The sequence below is a fragment of the Carnobacterium maltaromaticum DSM 20342 genome (assembly GCF_000744945.1).
Taxonomy (GTDB): Bacteria; Bacillota; Bacilli; order Lactobacillales; family Carnobacteriaceae; genus Carnobacterium; species Carnobacterium maltaromaticum.
Map to the genome: position 1 here is coordinate 381,671 of NZ_JQMX01000001.1, position 18,074 is coordinate 399,744.

At 34.0% G+C, this 18,074-nt stretch carries 16 protein-coding genes and 1 pseudogene; 12 read left to right on the top strand and 5 right to left on the bottom strand.

Annotated features, from left to right (window positions below; all coding sequences use genetic code 11):
- Positions 1-55 precede the first annotated feature (55 nt).
- From chbG to BR77_RS01850, 7 genes are all read left to right on the top strand, one after another.
- Positions 56-814 carry a chitin disaccharide deacetylase gene (gene chbG, locus BR77_RS01820; protein ID WP_015076610.1) on the top strand — a complete coding sequence of 253 codons (759 nt, stop codon included), beginning with the start codon at positions 56-58 and terminating at the stop codon, positions 812-814.
- A 371-nt stretch (positions 815-1,185) separates the two neighbouring features.
- The gene (obgE, locus tag BR77_RS01825) at positions 1,186-2,493 is read left to right on the top strand and encodes a GTPase ObgE (RefSeq protein ID WP_010053031.1); all 1,308 of its coding nucleotides are present in this window, start codon (positions 1,186-1,188) and stop codon (positions 2,491-2,493) included.
- Between the two features lie 220 nt (positions 2,494-2,713).
- Positions 2,714-4,588, top strand: coding sequence for an acyltransferase family protein (locus BR77_RS01830; protein WP_035063770.1), 1,875 nt, complete (start codon positions 2,714-2,716; stop codon positions 4,586-4,588).
- Between the two features lie 109 nt (positions 4,589-4,697).
- Positions 4,698-5,636 (top strand): ribonuclease Z, encoded by a 939-nt coding sequence (gene rnz, locus BR77_RS01835; RefSeq protein ID WP_015076608.1) that lies wholly within the window; start codon positions 4,698-4,700, stop codon positions 5,634-5,636.
- Between the two features lie 29 nt (positions 5,637-5,665).
- Entirely contained in the window at positions 5,666-6,469 is an 804-nt protein-coding gene (locus tag BR77_RS01840) for an SDR family NAD(P)-dependent oxidoreductase (protein ID WP_015076607.1), read from the top strand.
- 327 nt (positions 6,470-6,796) lie between these two features.
- The gene (locus BR77_RS01845; protein ID WP_010053037.1) at positions 6,797-7,189 is read left to right on the top strand and encodes a lipopolysaccharide assembly protein LapA domain-containing protein; all 393 of its coding nucleotides are present in this window, start codon (positions 6,797-6,799) and stop codon (positions 7,187-7,189) included.
- Between the two features lie 250 nt (positions 7,190-7,439).
- Complete coding sequence (locus tag BR77_RS01850) at positions 7,440-8,078, top strand: acetate uptake transporter (RefSeq protein ID WP_010053038.1); 639 nt, start codon at positions 7,440-7,442, stop codon at positions 8,076-8,078.
- A 69-nt stretch (positions 8,079-8,147) separates the two neighbouring features.
- On the opposite strand, the gene BR77_RS01855 is transcribed toward BR77_RS01850, so the two are convergent.
- The gene (locus BR77_RS01855; protein ID WP_010053039.1) at positions 8,148-8,585 is read right to left on the bottom strand and encodes a GNAT family N-acetyltransferase; all 438 of its coding nucleotides are present in this window, start codon (positions 8,583-8,585) and stop codon (positions 8,148-8,150) included.
- Positions 8,586-8,737: 152 nt separating this feature from the next.
- Here BR77_RS01855 and recJ point away from each other — a divergent pair, with 152 nt between their 5' ends.
- The 3 genes from recJ to BR77_RS01870 all read left to right on the top strand — a co-directional run bounded on the left by recJ (position 8,738) and on the right by BR77_RS01870 (position 12,423).
- The gene (gene recJ / locus BR77_RS01860) at positions 8,738-11,068 is read left to right on the top strand and encodes a single-stranded-DNA-specific exonuclease RecJ (RefSeq protein WP_035063773.1); all 2,331 of its coding nucleotides are present in this window, start codon (positions 8,738-8,740) and stop codon (positions 11,066-11,068) included.
- A 17-nt stretch (positions 11,069-11,085) separates the two neighbouring features.
- The gene (locus BR77_RS01865) at positions 11,086-11,598 is read left to right on the top strand and encodes an adenine phosphoribosyltransferase (RefSeq protein WP_010053043.1); all 513 of its coding nucleotides are present in this window, start codon (positions 11,086-11,088) and stop codon (positions 11,596-11,598) included.
- A gap of 324 nt (positions 11,599-11,922) precedes the next feature.
- Positions 11,923-12,423, top strand: a complete 501-nt coding sequence (locus BR77_RS01870) for a DUF2798 domain-containing protein (protein WP_010053044.1) — start codon at positions 11,923-11,925, stop codon at positions 12,421-12,423.
- 345 nt (positions 12,424-12,768) lie between these two features.
- On the opposite strand, the gene BR77_RS01875 is transcribed toward BR77_RS01870, so the two are convergent.
- The 4 genes from BR77_RS01875 to lexA form a co-directional block, all read right to left on the bottom strand.
- Positions 12,769-13,128, bottom strand: coding sequence for a sunset domain-containing protein (locus BR77_RS01875; RefSeq protein ID WP_015076605.1), 360 nt, complete (start codon positions 13,126-13,128; stop codon positions 12,769-12,771).
- A 260-nt stretch (positions 13,129-13,388) separates the two neighbouring features.
- Positions 13,389-13,664 (bottom strand): hypothetical protein, encoded by a 276-nt coding sequence (locus BR77_RS01880; protein ID WP_015076604.1) that lies wholly within the window; start codon positions 13,662-13,664, stop codon positions 13,389-13,391.
- Positions 13,665-13,849: 185 nt separating this feature from the next.
- The gene (locus tag BR77_RS01885; protein WP_015076603.1) at positions 13,850-14,143 is read right to left on the bottom strand and encodes a hypothetical protein; all 294 of its coding nucleotides are present in this window, start codon (positions 14,141-14,143) and stop codon (positions 13,850-13,852) included.
- A gap of 254 nt (positions 14,144-14,397) precedes the next feature.
- Positions 14,398-15,021: a transcriptional repressor LexA gene (gene lexA / locus BR77_RS01890; RefSeq protein ID WP_010053049.1), complete on the bottom strand. Its 624-nt coding sequence runs from the start codon at positions 15,019-15,021 to the stop codon at positions 14,398-14,400.
- Between the two features lie 169 nt (positions 15,022-15,190).
- Between lexA and BR77_RS01895 the strand changes: the two genes are divergently transcribed.
- Together BR77_RS01895 and tkt are read left to right on the top strand one after the other, a co-directional pair.
- Complete coding sequence (locus BR77_RS01895) at positions 15,191-15,430, top strand: DUF896 family protein (protein ID WP_010053050.1); 240 nt, start codon at positions 15,191-15,193, stop codon at positions 15,428-15,430.
- Positions 15,431-15,928: 498 nt separating this feature from the next.
- Positions 15,929-17,919, top strand: a pseudogene (tkt, locus tag BR77_RS01900) (transketolase).
- Positions 17,920-18,074: the final 155 nt, after the last annotated feature.

The following is an 18,074-nucleotide window of genomic DNA, read 5'->3' on the forward strand; positions in this document are numbered from 1 at the left end:
GCTCCAGTTTAGAAGTTGTTTTTTTCTTAATAAATGATGGAATGAGGAATGTTAGATGAAATTAATTGTCAATGCAGATGATTTTGGATTATCTAAAGGAGTTAATTACGGAATTATAGAGGCCCATCGTTCAGGAATTGTTACATCAACAACGTTAATGGTCAACATGCCTGGATTTTCTTCGGCAGTTGCATTAGCCAAAGAAAACCCAAGTCTAGGAGTAGGAATTCATTTGGTGTTGACAGCGGGGCAATCTATTGCTGAAAATGTCTCATCATTAACGGATCAAAAGACGAACAATTTTTATAAAAAAGAAGACTATAGTGAAAAAGTACTTGTTACAGAAGTGGAAAAGGAATGGGAAGCGCAAATACAACAATTTAAACAGACTGGATTATCTATGACGCATATAGACAGTCATCATCATGTTCATATGAATCCGAGTTTATTGCCTCTTGTTTTGAAATTAGCTGAAAAGTACCAAGTGCCTTTGAGACAAAGTCACCACGACCTTAATACAGGCGCAAAAATTGAAGAATTAACGCCAACAGTTCGACACACAACGAATTTTGACGCTGGATTTTATGCTTCTGAAGCAACAGTTGAAAAACTCAATCAATTATTGCAAAGCTACCAAGCAGTTGAATCTTTGGAAATTGCCACTCATCCGGCTTTTATTGACAATGATTTATTAGCCCTAAGTTCGTATACAAAGAAAAGGCTAGATGAATTAGATATCTTAACTTCTAATGAAGTTAAAAATAAAATTGCTTCTTTAGGGATTGAACGAATCAATTATAGCCAATTGACATAAAAATAAGTTGCTACAAACTTTTGCTAGAAACTTAAGTTTGTGGTATTTTTTATTTTAGCCCAGTAAATTCCTAGAATTCAGAGTGAGAATTTACAATTTCAACTAAAATTACATTAAATATCGAGTATCTTTATAGACAAACTAGCAATTGACAAGTACAATAGAGAATGGATTAAGTGGGGCAGACTGAACATGCCTCAATTAAATGGCGAATGTGTTTTGGGAATTCGCATCTTAAATTACATCTTGGAACAAGTGTAACACTTAGAATAGTCGCAGTAATCCAAAGAGTAGCTTAATGAATTAAATAAATGAATGAAGTTAAATTCTCACAAACTCAGACTTTAATGAGGAGGAAGAAAAAGATGTCAATGTTTTTAGATCAAGTGACAATTAATGTTAAAGCCGGTTCCGGTGGGAATGGTATGGTGGCTTTTCGTCGAGAAAAATATGTTCCTGATGGTGGACCTGCAGGTGGAGATGGTGGAGACGGTGGAGATATCGTTTTTGTTGTAGACGAAGGTCTGCGTACACTCTTAGATTTCCGTTTTACTCGTCACTTTAAAGCTCAAGAAGGCGAAAAAGGAATGAGCAAAGGCATGCATGGTCGTGGTGCTGGTGATACAATTATTAAAGTTCCACCAGGTACAACGATTAAAGATACAGATTCTGGAATGGTATTAGGTGATTTAGTTTATCATGACCAAGAATTAGTCGTTGCTAAAGGTGGTCGTGGTGGACGTGGGAATATCCGTTTTGCTTCTGCTAGAAATCCAGCGCCAGAGATTGCTGAAAATGGTGAACCAGGTCAAGAACGTAATTTAGAATTAGAATTAAAAGTCTTAGCTGATGTTGGTTTAGTAGGATTTCCTTCAGTAGGAAAATCAACAATCTTATCTATCGTTTCAAAAGCGCGTCCCAAAATTGGTGCGTATCACTTCACAACCTTGGTTCCTAATTTAGGCATGGTTCAAGCAGAAGATGGTCGTAGCTTTGTTATGGCTGATTTACCCGGCTTAATTGAAGGGGCTTCTCAAGGAATAGGCTTAGGAACACAATTTTTACGTCATATTGAACGTACTCGTGTTATTTTACACGTGATTGATATGAGTGGGAGTGAAGGTCGAGATCCTTTTGATGATTATCTAGCAATTAATAAAGAGTTAGAAACGTATAATCTACGTTTAATGGAACGTCCGCAATTAATTGTAGCCAATAAAATGGATATGCCTGAAGCTGAAGAGAATCTGAAAATTTTCAGAGAGAAATTAAATGCAGGGAAAACGGATGAGTTTACTGACGATATTCCGGTCTTTCCAATATCTGCCATTAGCCATAAAGGAATGAATAATGTGTTGAGTGCAACAGCTGATGTTTTAGATGTTACATCAGAATTCCCACTTTATGAATTAGTTGATGAAGATGAAACTGTTTTATACAAACATACACCAGAAGAAAAAGGTTTTGAAATTACTCGTGATCCTGATGCTGCTTGGGTTCTTAGTGGCGACAAGCTTGAGAAAACCTTTAAAATGACGAACTTTGAACATGATGAAAGTATCATGCGTTTTGCTAGACAATTACGTGCGATGGGTGTCGATGAAGAGATGCGTGCTCGTGGTGCGAAAGATGGCGATATTGTTCGTATTATGAAATATGAATTTGAATTTGTTGAATAATAGAAAATCAATTATTCTCTAATTTTAAAATAACCTAAAACGAAAATTCGTTTTAGGTTATTTTTTATGAAAACAAGCTTTATTTTTTACTTTTTTTATAAATTTTAAGAATAATTAGAATGAAACAGTCAATCAGTGTCGCATATTTCAACTAACTTTGTTACACTAAAGAAAAGAAACTTAAAGAAAAAGTAACAGAGTTTAAAGGAGATTGGAACAAATGGAGAAAGCTAAAAGACTAAAAAGTAGTCGATATATGTCTGGTTTAGATGGTTTAAGAGCATTAGCAGTAATTGGCGTCATATTTTATCATTTAACACCTCATATATTGCCAGGAGGTTTTCTAGGGGTTCCCATTTTTTTCGTTTTATCTGGTTATTTAATTAGTGATTTATTGATTCAAGAATTTGAACAAAATGGCAAAATTAGTTTGAAACAATTTTGGAAACGACGTTTAAATCGTCTTTATCCTGCTTTAGTGACTATGTTGATTTTAGTCACCGGGTGGATTACAATTTTTGAGCGTAGTTTGTTATTAAATATTCGAAATATGATTTTAACTAGTTTAGTTTATTTAAATAATTGGTGGCAAATTAGCCAAGGTGCTTCTTACTTTGATCGATTTACAACACCTTCACCATTTGTCCACTTATGGTCGTTGGCAATTGAAGGACAATTTTACTTGATTTGGCCTGTGATAGTCGTTTTTGCGATTGTCTTTATTAAACGAAATGATTGGATTTTCTATACTTTTATTGGTGTTTCAATCTTATCGGCTTTGTTAATGGCTATTTTATATGTTCCAGGAGCAGATCCTAGTCGTGTTTATTATGGAACTGACACACGTGCATTTTCTTTATTAATTGGATCAGCATTAGCTTTTATCTGGCCAAGCACGAAACTGAAAAAAAACTTGCCAAATGCAGGTAGAGTAACATTAGATGCTGTTGGTGTGTTGTCATTAGGCCTTTTAATCTGGTTAATGGTTCAATTGATGGATAGTGATCCATTTACGTATTATGGTGGCATTTTTATTTTTAGTCTCATCAGTGGCATTTTAGTGGCAGTAGTAGCTCACCCAGCGACATGGCTAGCTAAATTATTAAGCCTTCAACCGTTAAAATGGATTGGTCAACGGAGTTATGGCTTGTACTTATGGCAGTATCCAGTGATGATTTTATATGAAGTCAAAGTAGGTGATACAAGTTTACATCCACTGCGCCATTTAATTATCCAAATTACGTTGATTATTCTGATTTCAGAGGCTTCATATCGATTCGTTGAGATGCCATTCAAGAAACTAAACATTCGTGAAGTTTTGAATTGGAATGTGATTGTAGACCATGGGAAATCTTTATGGAGAAATCAAACTATAACAGGAAAGATGCATAAAGTAGGGATTGTGCTATTGAGCTTGATCTTGATTATTTCATTAGTAGGTTTTACAGTAGCGCCAGTTGGGGATAGCCCTGGCAAAATAAGATTAGCTGCTCAGTTAAAGGCAAATCAAACTAAAATTGATAAGCAAAAACAAGACTTGATTGAACAAAAAAATAAAGAAGTAGAAGAATCAGCTGTAAGAGAACCGCTATTTGGTCTAACTCCAGAGCAAATGGAAGAAGCTGGTGAACTGAAAGTAACCTTAATTGGCGATTCTGTGATGTTAAGTGTCGTCAATCCTGTTGAACAACTATTTCCAAAAGCAGTGATTGATGGTGTGATTGGAAGACAACTTTATCAAACAGTTCCAGTAGTAGAAAGCTTGAAGCAAGAGGATAAATTAGGCAATCCAGTCGTGATAGCATTAGGAACAAATGGAGCCTTTACAGATAAACAAATGGATGATTTATTGGCAGCTGTTGGCGATTCTAAAAAAGTTTATCTAGTTAATACTCAAGTGCCAAAGAATTGGAAAAACAGTGTGAATCAAGGCATAAGTAGTGCTGCTAAGCGACATTCTAATGTTGAAGTAATTGACTGGAATAGCTACAGTCAAAATCATAGTGCCTGGTTTTATGAAGATGGAGTTCATCCGAATGAAACTGGAGCGGAAGAATATACGAAGTTGATTGCTACAAGCGTTTTGAAGAATTAAATAAAGTAAAAATAAATTTAGCCAGAATCAATTATTTCTTAGTCAAAGTTTCCGTTTTCTGCTAAAATAAAGAAGATGAAAGAATAAGATATAGATAGGACATGAATATATGGAGTTATTATTTTTAGGTACTGGAGCAGGTGTCCCTGCGAAACATCGTAATGTAACAAGCATTGCATTAAAATTATTAGAAGAACGTAATAGTATCTGGTTATTTGATTGCGGTGAAGGAACACAGCAGCAAATTCTTCATACAACGCTTAAACCGAGAAAAATAGAGAAAATTTTTATCACACATTTGCATGGAGATCATATTTTTGGCTTACCTGGTTTGCTGAGTAGTCGTTCATTTCAAGGTGGAGACGAACCACTCGTTGTCTATGGTCCAAAAGGAATTCGTGAATATGTGTTAACTAGTTTAAAAGTTTCAGGAACTCATTTGAAATATGCTTTGAGCTTTCATGAAATTACTGAAGAAGGGGTTTTATTTCAAGATCAGAAATTTAAAGTTACCTGTTTAGAGCTCGATCATGGAATTCAGTCGTTTGGTTACCGAATTGAAGAAAGCGATCACCAAGGTATGCTCCAAGTTGAAGCGTTGAAAGCCGTTGGCGTTCCTTTTGGACCAATGTATGGTAGAATCAAAAATGGAGAGACAGTGACCTTAGAAAATGGACAAGTAATTGATGGTCGGGATTTTGTGGGAGAAGATCAAAAAGGTCGAATTGTAACCATATTAGGTGATACAAGAAAGCATCCTAATAGTGTTTTATTGGCTCAAAATGCCGATGTATTAGTCCATGAAAGTACATTTGATGGAGAAGATCGAAAAATTGCTCGTGATTATCACCATTCAACTAGCTTAGATGCTGCAGAAGTGGCTAAAGAGGCCAATGCCAAACGTTTATTGCTTACACACATCAGTGCTAGATATTTAGGGAAAGAAGCATACGCCCTTGAAAAGGAAGCTCAGAGCATTTTTAAAAAGTCACACATCGTCAAAGATTTTGAAGAAATTGAGATTCAGTTGGTGCGAACCGATAAATAAAGTTAACTAAAATAAGGGAGCTGAAATTTATGTTAGATAATCGTCGAGACTTAACGGATAAAGTAGTAGTGATTACAGGTGGTTCAGGTGGTTTGGGAGAACAGATAGCGTATGCTTGTGCTCGCCAAAATGCTAGAGTAGTTGTTTGCGCAAGACGAATTGATAAACTGGGTAAGGTGAAGCAAAATTGTGAAGCAATTTCGGGTAAAGAAGCTTATGCTTTTCAACTTGATATAGCGAATCCAGAAATTATTAAAGAAGTTGTTGAGCGTATCTATGATGAAGTTGGAACTGTGGATGTTTTAGTTAACAATGCTGGATTTGGTTTCTTTGAAGAAGCTTTGAAATTCGATATGGATCTTGCTGAAAAAATGTTCCGCGTCAATGTATTGGGAATGATGTATATGACTCAATTAGTGGCCTTACAAATGGCAGAACGCAAAGTAGGGCACATCATTAATGTTGCTTCTCAGGCTGGTAAAATGGCTACTCCTAAATCATCCGTATACTCAGCAACTAAATTTGCTGTACTAGGATACTCCAATGCATTACGTTTGGAATTAAAACCTTTAGGTATTTATGTAACAACAGTTAATCCAGGGCCAATTGCTACAAACTTTTTTGATATTGCAGATAAAGAGGGGGGCTATTTGGATAAAGTAGACCGTCTAGTGCTTGATTCTGAAGTAGTTGCCAATCGTATTGTTGGTGTTATGGGGATTCCTCGTCGAGAATTAAATTTACCTGTGTTAATTGAAGTCGCCAGCAAATTTTATACATTATTTCCGCATATTGGAGATTATATCGCCGGAAATGTATTTAATAATAAATAAACACATAAAAAGCTAAGAATTTTTTCTTAGCTTTTTCTATTTGAAAATTATTAAATTTAGTAGAAAATATTAGACAAGAAAATAAAAAAAAGGTATGCTTAAGTGGTAGATGAATTAAATCTGAATTTAAATTTAGATAGAAAGCTAGGTTGATGTTGTTGGACTCTCAAGAAAAAGATAAATTAAGCTAAAGGAAAAAAACACTTTTCGCATAATTTCCTATTTTCTTATCGGAGTTGGCCAGCTCAACAAAAATTTTAATCAGGCTAGTTCTTATGAGTCAGTCCTAATCGGCTCAACAAACTTTTATTATAAGGAGTGTTAGGGATGAAAAATCAATGGCGTTTAGTAGTTGGTATTATTTTAGTGTTAATTATCGTTTTATTTGCAATTTTTAATGTAGATGCAGTTCCTGTGAATTTTGGCTTTATTAAAGTTGATTGGCCTTTAATTATGATTATTTTAGGTTCTTTGTTTATTGGGGCTATCGCAACAGTTTTAGTTTCTACTAGTTCAAGTATTCAAGTAAAAAAAGAATTAAAAAAAGTGAAAAAAGAATTGGATGATAAAGATAACCAAACTAAAGAACAACTTTCTAAGGTTCAAGCAGAGTATGAGCAAGAGTTACTTGAAAAAGAAGTAGAAATCGAAGCAAAACAAAAGAAAATTAACAGTTTAGAAGATGAGCTAGTCAGTAAAATGACAAATCCAATCGTTTAAAACTAACTATTATTAAAAAGCCTAGCCAATAATATTTTGGCTAGCTTTTTTTTTATTATTTACATATGGAAAAGTACTAGAAAAGGTGAATTAAGAAATTAAGATAGATGGTTTCGCTTTCATTAAGAAACAGAGGCTACTTATTATTAAGGGATGATGACAAGGGATAAAATTAGATTGACGAGTGATCTATAACGTGTTATTTTAGTACGAGTTGATAATTATATTTTTAAAGGAGCACATACAGATAATGGAAAAAAAGTATTATGAAGTAAAAACAGTCACGATTGATCCGACTGCAATTGGTCTTTTTGGATTAGCAATCGTTACATTAGTAGCATCTTCACAAAAATTAGGTTGGACTGAAGGAACAAGCGGTGTTATTCCTTGGGCGATTTTCTTAGGTGGTGTAGCACAATTAATTGCTTCAGCATATGATGCTAAGCATAACAATCTTTTTGGAGCAACAGCATTTGCGGCATACGGATTGTTTTGGTTAGGTACTGGTATGAGCTGGATGATTCAAAGTGGCTTGTTTGGAACAGCTTTACAAGAGTCATTTGATGTGAAAGATTTAGGTTTTGCATTTATTGGTTATTTTATCTTTACCGTCTTTATGACAATTGGTGCGCTTGAAACAAATAAAGTTCTATTTATTATTTTCTTTTTAATTGATTTTCTATTCCTAGGACTATTTATGTCAACATTAGGCATTGCACCTGAGTTTTTCCATATGATGGCAGCTATTGCAGAATTTTTAATCGCTGTATTCTCATTCTATGGTTGTGGAGCAGCTGTTTTAAATGGACATTTTGGGTATACCTTCTTACCAATTGGAAAACCATTTGGCATTATTACAAAACCAAAATCTACAAAGAAAAAGAAATAAATCATAAAATGAAAAAGCATTGTGGATCTGAAGAATCAGATTCTCAATGCTTTTTTTGATTTGAAAAAACTAAACTTGGCGCAACATATCTATATGTGGAATATCATCTTCTAAATAGATTTCAGAAATCGGTAGAAAACCAAAACTGCCATAAAATTTTTCTAAATAAGCTTGAGCTTGGATTTCAATTTCGCGGTTAGGAAATTTCTCTTCAATGGTTTTTAAAATAGTTGAAAGAAGTTCTTTACCTAGTCCAGTTTTTCGATATTTTTGAGCAACGATAATTCGACCGAAATGGAGTCGTGGATCTTGCGCAATTATTCGTCCATAAGCCATAATTTCACCAGACTCACTTTGTTTAAAGACATGAAGACTCGTTAAATCTAATTCGTCAATATCCTGATAAGGACAATTTTGTTCAACAACAAATATTTTAATCCGTTGTTGATAGATATAAAAGAGTTCAGTAGTTGTTAATTCATTAAAATTTTTCACTTTCCAAGTCATGGTTAAAACCTCCTAAATGTTACAAAAAAAAGAACATCTCTAGTATAAAGTTAAACGAATCAAGATACAACAAAAATAAAAAATAACATTGAAAGAGTTGCTACTCTATTGAGAGATAATTTGGTATAATAAATAGGTTAGGAGTGATTTGATTGTTGAAATCTCGAATGAACTGGAAATTAATAAATCAAGTAGTTGAACATAATAAAATAACTGAATTAAGTGAATCATTGTCTAGCTCGCCATTATTCGCAGGGCTATTGCTAAACAGAGGGCTAGATACGAAGGAAAAGGCCGAAGCTTTTCTAACCCCTGATGAAAGTTGGATTCATGATCCGTTTTTATTGTTTGATATGGATAAAGTAGTAGAACGGATTACGACTGCTATTGAAGCTGGCGAAAAAATTGTTGTCTACGGAGATTATGATGCTGATGGTGTCACAAGTACCTCTGTTTTAAAAGAAACGCTGGAGATGTTAGGGGCTGAAGTTGATTTTTATATCCCTAATCGTTTTACGGATGGATATGGACCGAATGTTCGTGTCTTTGAGGAACTAATTGAAGAGGGAGCAGGTTTAATTTTAACTTGTGATAACGGTGTTTCCGGACATGAAGCAATTCAAAAAGCCAATGAATTGGGTATTGATGTGATTGTAACAGATCACCACGAGTTACCAGAAACTTTACCAGAGGCCTATGGAATTATCCATCCACGACATCCAGCAGGTGCTTATCCATTTGGTGATTTAGCGGGAGTAGGTGTCGCATTTAAACTAGCAACAGCTCTTCTTGGAGAATTTCCAGTTGAGTTATTGGATTTAGTTGCGATTGGGACAATTGCTGATTTGGTTTCATTGACTGGTGAAAACCGTGCTTTAGTCAAGCAAGGACTAGCAGTATTAAAATCATCTGAAAGAATTGGATTAAGTGCTTTAATTAAAGCGGCAGGAGTAACTCAAGAAGCTGTTACAGAAGAAACAGTTGGTTTTGCTTTAGCACCACGTTTAAATGCTGTTGGACGTCTTGGAGAAGCCAAGCCAGCTGTTGAATTACTAACTACTTTTGATGAAGAAGAAGCCGATAGTTTAGCAACTTTTATAAATAAGAAGAATGAAGAACGTCAAGCATATGTAGCTGAAATTACAGAAGAAGCTTTTCAAATGATTGCAGATTTAACCGAAGAGCCATCAGTCTATATTTTAGCACGTCAGAACTGGCATGAAGGTGTATTAGGTATCGTTGCTAGTAAAGTTGTTGAAAAAACGGGGAAACCGGCACTTGTTTTGAATATAGATGAAACAGAAAGTTATGTAAAAGGCTCTGGTCGAAGTATTTCATCGTATCATTTATATGAGTCGATTAATGAGGTGCGAGGTTTAACAACTAGCTTCGGAGGACATCATATGGCTGTGGGCATCACGTTGCCAATGGAAAATATCGAATTACTGCAAGAACAGTTAAATCTATTTTGGGAGCACCAAAATAATACTTCTGTTGCTGGTATTGAACTTTCAATTGATGAAAAAATCACATTATCAGAAATTACGATTGCTACAATTGATGAAATTGATCGATTGGCGCCATTTGGAACGGGGAATCCGAAACCTAGTTTCTTAATTGAACATGTCTCAGGCCAAGATATTCGAAAAATTGGCGGCAACAATGCCCATTTAAAAATGAAAGCTGTTGATAAAGAAACATCATTGGATGTAATTGGCTTTCAATTTGGTCCAGTTGCTGATGAGATGAATAAAGATGCCGAGGTTTCATTGGTTGGAAAACTCAGCGTGAATGAGTGGAATGGCAATAAAAAACCACAATTAATGTTAGAGGATATTGCTGTTGAGGGTCTTCAAATTTTTGATATGCGTGGTACTCATATTTCACCAACAATTTGGCAAGAGGATGCTTGTTTTGTCTTTTTCAATAAAAAAATACAAGAAAAGCAACAAACAAATATTCCGGCGGGCAGTCAAGTCGAGTTCATTGAGAATTTAGCTGAAGCAAGTGCTGTTACAACTACAAAAGAAAAAATTGTTTTTGTAGATTGTCCTAATCAAACAGAACTAGTAACTGAAATTCTTCGTAATACACAAGCTGAAAAAATAATCGCTTGTTTTTACAGTGGAGACGACTCATACTTGAATGGCATGCCTAGTCGCCAACAGTTTGGTCAATTATTTAAATTTGCAGCAAGTCATCGTGATGTTGACATTCGTCACAAACTAAAAGTTCTATCAGATTATTTAAAAATTAAAGAAAATAATTTAATTTTTATGATTAACGTGTTTTTTGAAGTTGGATTTGTTACAATAGAAAACGGCATAATGAATTTTGTTGAAAATGCACCAAAAAGTGAATTGAGTGAAGCAGTGGTTTATAAAAACCGGTTAGAAAAAATAGAAGCTGAAAAATTGCTGGTCTATAGTCACTTTGCTGAACTTGAGACATGGTTAAAAGCACAATTAACAAACGAAGATTGAATGGAGGATTTTTGAAGATGGATTTAAAAAAATATATAGCTGATGTACCTGATTTCCCTGAAAAAGGAATTATTTTTCGTGATATTTCACCTTTAATGGCTGATGGGGATGCATATCGTTATGCAACCAATCAAATTACTCAATATGCAAAAGACAAAGGTGTAGAAATGATTGTTGGGCCTGAAGCTCGTGGGTTTATTGTAGGATGTCCAGTCGCATATGAATTGGGAATTGGTTTTGCACCCGTTCGTAAAAAAGGAAAGCTCCCTCGTGAAACAATTGAGGTTAGCTATGGTCTTGAATACGGTTCTGATATTTTACAAGTTCATAAAGATGCGATTAAACCAGGGCAAAAAGTTTTAGTTTGTGATGATTTATTAGCAACTGGTGGAACAATCGCAGCAACTATTGAATTAATTGAAAAATTAGGTGGAGTAGTAGTTGGAACTGCCTTCTTTATTGAATTAACAGATTTAAATGGCCGAGATAAAATTAAAGGTTATGATATCTTTAATTTGATGGAATATTAAGACTAGTAGCATTTTAGGCTTATTTAAAAGCGATTTTAAAATTTTGTTTGAAAAAATGTAAATATTATTTTTAAATAAACAATTTTTTTGAACTAGTAGGTGAAGTTTTCATTAATTCAGTGGGTGAGTGTGTATCATTATCATTTGATACTAGAATTACTCCTATTGAAAACGAATGAAATTTATTATTTAAATCTAGACAAAATCCAGTTGTTTTGTTATAATTATCAAACAGTGAACATTACAAGTAGACGTAGGAACCATCTGAACAGATGGGATTCTGCGTCTTTTTTTGTTCTCTGAAAAAAAGATAGGAGATTGACAATGAAACATGATTTACGTTTACCCCAAAGTAGTAAAGAAGGACTTTTATACGGTATGATTATTTGTGGAATTACAGCATTTTTAATGACTTTTCTAAATATTTACCTCCAATTCTATACAGTAAATAAAGAGGTGCTATTTATTATTTTAAAAGCTTTTCCTTTATTTTTTATTGTGGCGATGTTACTGGAAAATTTTGTTATTAGTCGTTTTGCAAATAAACTAGTAGAAAAATATTCAGCAACTCAAGATAGCTTTAACGCTCACATTCTCTTTTCCATCTTCTTTACTGTGGTTGGAATGTCGTTTTGTATGACACTGATAGGCGATTTTATTGGACATGGATTTGTACTTGAGAAAGGGATTGTAGCTAGATTTTTAATGGCTTGGCCTAGAAACTTTGGTGTTGTTCTATTTATTGAACTATTGATTGCGCAACCACTAGCTCGAAAAGTAATGTCTACTATTCATCGTGAGAAATCTGAGAGCAACTTAGCTTAAGGTGGAAAATGCGAATGAATAGTAAAAAAAGATAAATTTTAGAATAGTTTAAGAGCAATAGAAAACCCATTAGATAGTTAGATATTGTTGTATAATCAATTATTTCCTAGTTTGATTCATGGCTAATATATTATTGGTAGTTATTTCAGCATTCATTATGAGAAAAGAATCAAAAGTAAAATAAGTAAATTTTTTCAATAAATAAAACAATTAAAATTTTAGAATGTGAATCAAAAAAAGTTGCTGTACTAAGAATTTTAGTCAGCAACTTTTTTTATGTTCACAATAAATAGTTGGAATTACAATTATATCGATTTTTTTAAGGATAATAGCTTATCCGACTGGTTATCTTTTTGGTGCTCGGTAACCAGCAGCAACAGCTTCTTCAATGGTATTGAACCATTGGACAACATTTGTCGTACGATCATAATAGGTGCTACCAGGAGTGTGATAAATGCCACTTTCGCTTCCTTTTATTAGTCCTTGTCCAGTTTCAACTTCTGCTGCTGTTTGAGCTTGTTGCTGTTCTTGTTCTTGAGCTATCCTAGCTTGTTCATCAGCAATTCTTTTTTCTTCCAGAGCTTTTTGTTCTTCTGCAATTTTACGTTCGGCCTCTAATTTTTCATTTGCAATTCTTTCTTTTTCTTTACTTTCAGATTCAGCTTTTTTTTGAGCTAGAGCTTCATTTGCTTCAACTGTATCCATTATTTTTATTAACCGGTTAGATAATTCTTTATTTTCATTAGTTAAAGCAACGACCAGAGTGTTCGCTTTATCGTAGCTAGCTCTAGTAGGTTTCCTTTCGGCTAATTTGACTGCATTAGTGGCAGTTTTTAATTCTTTAGCAAGTTTTTCTTTCTTTATTTTTTTAGCTTCTGCTTCTAATTTTTTTTGCTCAGCCTCTTTTTTTGAATAGGGCTTAACAGAAACTTTTTTAGAGTAGGTTTCTCCGTTTATTTTAACTTTTAAAGTGAATGCTTTTTTTCTTTTGTTTTATTTTTTAAAGTTAGCGTAAATTTTCCTTTACTATCTGATTTTTCAGATTTAAACTTACCATAGTTGACTTTAGTCTTTTTCTTTGTAGTTCCAGATACTTTTGCTTCACCATTTTTGTTTGCCATTACAGTTGATTTTTCCACTGTAATAAAGTCATTTTTTGCTTCATCCGCATTGACAAAAGCAGGGAATAGTGAACCATTTAACAAGAATAGAAATACCAATACAACTTTTACATTTTTCACTTACATATCCTCCAATATTTTTAAGTGTAGTCTTTATTAGTTAAAGGCTCTAAAATATAGCATATCATAATAATGATTCCTATGCTAATGAATTTTTATTTATTTTTTAATTTCATATGTATTTAAAGAGTTCACATAAAAAAAAGCAAAAACCCACGAAAGGTTTTTGCTACAAGTTAATTAAATTAGGCTGTTTTTGTTTTAGGTTCGCGACCTAAGATAAATTCTAGTACAGTTAGTATGGCAAGTATACCAACAATGATGATAAACCAACTGGATGTTGTTACACCGAAGTCCCATGTATTATAAATCCAAATTACGACCAAGCTGTAAATCATTGATAGAATATTTAAAGCACCAAAAGCCCATAAATTTCCATTTTCTTTGTTGTTTAGATACATAGCACAAAGACCTACGCTTAAAACAATCCAAGCTACTTGTACTAATAAACTAAACCAATAAAACATAAATGCAACCATTAATAATTCCTCCTTAATAATAAAAAGTTTGTTGAGCCGTCTAGGCCTGGCAGAAAAATAGGGAAATTTGATGTGACGCTTTTTGTCACCTCGAAATTTCATCTTTTTTCCGAAGGCCTGGTTCAAAAGAACTAGCCTTTATCTACACCATAAATTTTAGCACAAATACAAGAAGATACAAATGAAACGAATTGAAAACAAAAAAATAAAGCAAAAAGTGTGAGCTTTTTGCTTTATTTAGTGACTACATAGATTTAAGAAATATGGCTGCGGTATAAACCGACAACTTTACCTAAAATACTAACTTCATTCAGGATAATTGGCTCTAAAGCATCATTTTCAGGTTGCAGACGATAGTGTGTTTTTTCTTTGTAGAATCGTTTGCATGTTGCTTCATCTTCATTGGTCATAGCAATAACAATATCACCATTATCTGCATTTGTTTGCTTACGAACAATGACATCATCTCCATCAAGTATGCCTGCATTAATCATACTTTCTCCACGAATTTTTAACATAAATAAAGATTCGGGATCATAACTCAGATGAGGTGGAATTGGAAAATAATCAATGGCTTCCTCAACTGCTAAAATTGGTTCACCAGCAGTAACAGTTCCTAATAAAGGAATTTTATCAGATGGAACACCTAATTTTGAAAGGCCTAAACTGGTTAATTCAATTGCACGAGGTTTACTAGGATCTCGTTGGATGTAACCATTTTTTTCTAAACGTGATAGATGTCCATGGACAGTAGATGTAGAAGAAAGTGAGACTGCAGTACCAATTTCACGAACAGTCGGTGGATAACCTTTTAACTGCACTTGTTCATGTATGTACTGTAGTACCTCGATTTGTCTTGATTCTGGTGTTTTACGCATAAAATAGTGCACCCCTTTTCTTTCTTAATTTCTTATCTATAGAATACCATAGATTGAAATGAAATTCAAACAGATGTTCGCTTTTGTGGAGAATTAAGCAAAGGAATATATTTTTTTGGTTTTTTTTGGTATAGTATGAAGAGAAGATAAGAGAGATGGAGTGATTAAAGTGTTAGAAAAAAATAAAATGAGTCGAATTAATGAACTAGCTAATAAAGCTAAAAAGGAAGGTTTGACTATAACTGAACAAGCAGAGCAAAAACAGTTACGTGAAGAATATTTAACAGCATTTCGCGGTGGGATGCGCCATCATATCGAAGGAATGAAGGTTGTTGATGATGAAGGAAATGATGTAACTCCTGAGAAGTTAAAAGATATTCAAAAAGAAAAAGGACTTCATGGTCGTTAATCCCTTGTTGTCTATTTGTATTTTTAAAAGAATTCAGATTGTTTTCTGAGTTCTTTTTTCTGTTTAAACAATAAATGGTTAATTTAATTTTATAAGCAGTGCTGTAATTTAATGATTTTTTAAATTAGTCAAAATTTACTTAAACGATAAAAAGCGGATTAAAGAAATCTAGGAAATAAATAGAGCAATGGCATGTATCGAAATTAAAAGAATCTAAAGAATAAGAAATATAAAATGCTTAATAGTAGTGAAAAATACCTAAATAAATTTTTGGACAAAATAAAGTGTTGTGAGAATTTTAAAACTAAATAGGAGCCAAATAGACCAATTGATTAAAATCTTCACATAAAAATAAAAAATAATATAAGTGAAAAATACCTAAAAATGAACGTTTAGTTGTTATTAAACGAAAAAACGATTAAATTCTTTGTAGAAAGCGTTGCACAAATACAAATAAAACAGTAGAATAAAGATATTAAAACCGAGAGGATGATTTAATTGTTCGATACAACTGACCAACTTGCAGTAAATACGATTAGAACACTTAGTATGGATGGAATTCAAAAAGCTAATTCTGGACACCCAGGCTTACCAATGGGGGCAGCTCCAATGGCCTATACACTTTGGACAAAGCATTTGAAAGTCAACCCTAAGAATTCAAGCTGGACGGATCGTGATCGTTTTGTGTTATCCGCTGGACATGGATCAATGCTTTTATATAGCATGTTACATCTATCTGGTTATGCGGTTACTATGGATGATTTAAAAACTTCCGCCAATGGGATAGCAAAACACCAGGACATCCAGAAGTTCATCATACAGATGGTGTTGAAGCAACAACAGGACCACTTGGTCAAGGAATTGCTAATGCTGTAGGTATGGCAATGGCAGAAGCCCATATTGCAGCTACGTATAATAAAGAGGGACATACAATCGTTGATCATTTCACCTACGCTTTATGTGGAGATGGTGATTTAATGGAAGGTGTTTCTGCTGAAGCAGCAAGTATGGCAGGGCATTTAAAATTAGGTAAATTAGTCGTTCTTTATGATTCAAATGATATTTCATTAGATGGACCAACTTCTAAAGCATTTACAGAGAATGTTGGAAAACGTTTTGAAGCATATAATTGGCAACATATTTTAGTAAAAGATGGCAACGACTTAGCTGAGATTGAAGCAGCTATTGAAGCAGCTAAAGCTGAAACAAAAAAACCAACATTAATTGAGGTTAAGACTGTTATCGGATTTGGTGCTCCAAATGCCGGAACATCTAAAGTTCATGGTGCTCCACTTGGTGTTGATGGAATTGAAGCAGCTAAAAAAGCGTACGGTTGGGATTATCCAGCATTTACAGTACCAACTGCTGTTGCAGAGCGTTTTGAAGAAACGATGATTCAAAAAGGAGCTGAAGCTGAAGCTGCTTGGAATGAGAAATTTGCAGCATACAAAACAGCTTACCCTGAATTAGCAGCACAATTTGAAAAAATTATTTCTGGCGATTTACCAAGTGATTGGAATAGTGAATTACCTGTTTATGAAGTTGGACAAAGTGCAGCATCTCGTGTGACAAGTAGCGAAACTATCCAAGCATTATCGAAACGTTTACCAGGTTTCTGGGGCGGGTCAGCTGATTTATCAGCATCAAATAATACAATGGTCGCTGGTGAAAAAGATTTTGAACCAGGACAATATGAAGGACGCAATATTTGGTACGGTGTTCGTGAATTTGCAATGGCAGCAGCAATGAACGGAATTGCTCTACACGGCGGATCAAGAATATATGGCGGAACATTCTTTGTCTTTACAGATTATTTACGTGCTGCTATTCGTTTAGCTGCTATTTCTAAAGCGCCAGTAACGTATGTATTTACTCATGATTCAATTGCAGTTGGAGAAGATGGACCAACTCATGAACCAGTAGAACAGTTATCAAGTTTACGAGGAATGCCAAATCTTTCAGTGATTCGTCCGGCTGATGGAAATGAAGTTGTTGCTGCTTGGGAACAAGCTATTACATCAACAGATCATCCAACTATTCTTGTCTTAACTCGTCAAAATTTACCAGTTTTACCTGGAACAAAAGAAAATGCTCGTAAAAATGTAGCTAAAGGAGCATATGTAATTTCTCCTCAAGCCGGTGAAAAACCAGCTGGTATTTTAATTGCAACAGGTTCTGAAGTAGCTCTAGCAATTGAAGCTCAAAAAGCGTTACAAGCAGAAGGTCAAGATGTTTCAGTTGTTTCAATGCCTAGCTTTGATTTATTTGCGAAACAAGACAAAGCTTATCAAGAAAGTGTGTTACCAAATGATGTTCGCAAACGAGTGTCAATTGAAATGGGTGCAACTTTTGGTTGGGAACGTTTTGTTGGACTTGATGGAGCTATGATTGGAATCGACAAATACGGTGCAAGTGCTCCTGGCGATATTGTTATTGAAAAATATGGTTTTACAGTTGAAAATGTAGTTCAAACATTTAAAAATTTATAAAATAATGTCACATCAAAGTAGTAAAAAGGAGACTGGGATTGAGAAATCTCAGCTCCTTTTTGCATGTTTATTCAAAAGAATAGTCAAATTAAGCTATAAAACTGCTAAATTAAGAAATAAATCAACTTTTTTTAATATTCTTTTGAGTAGCTATT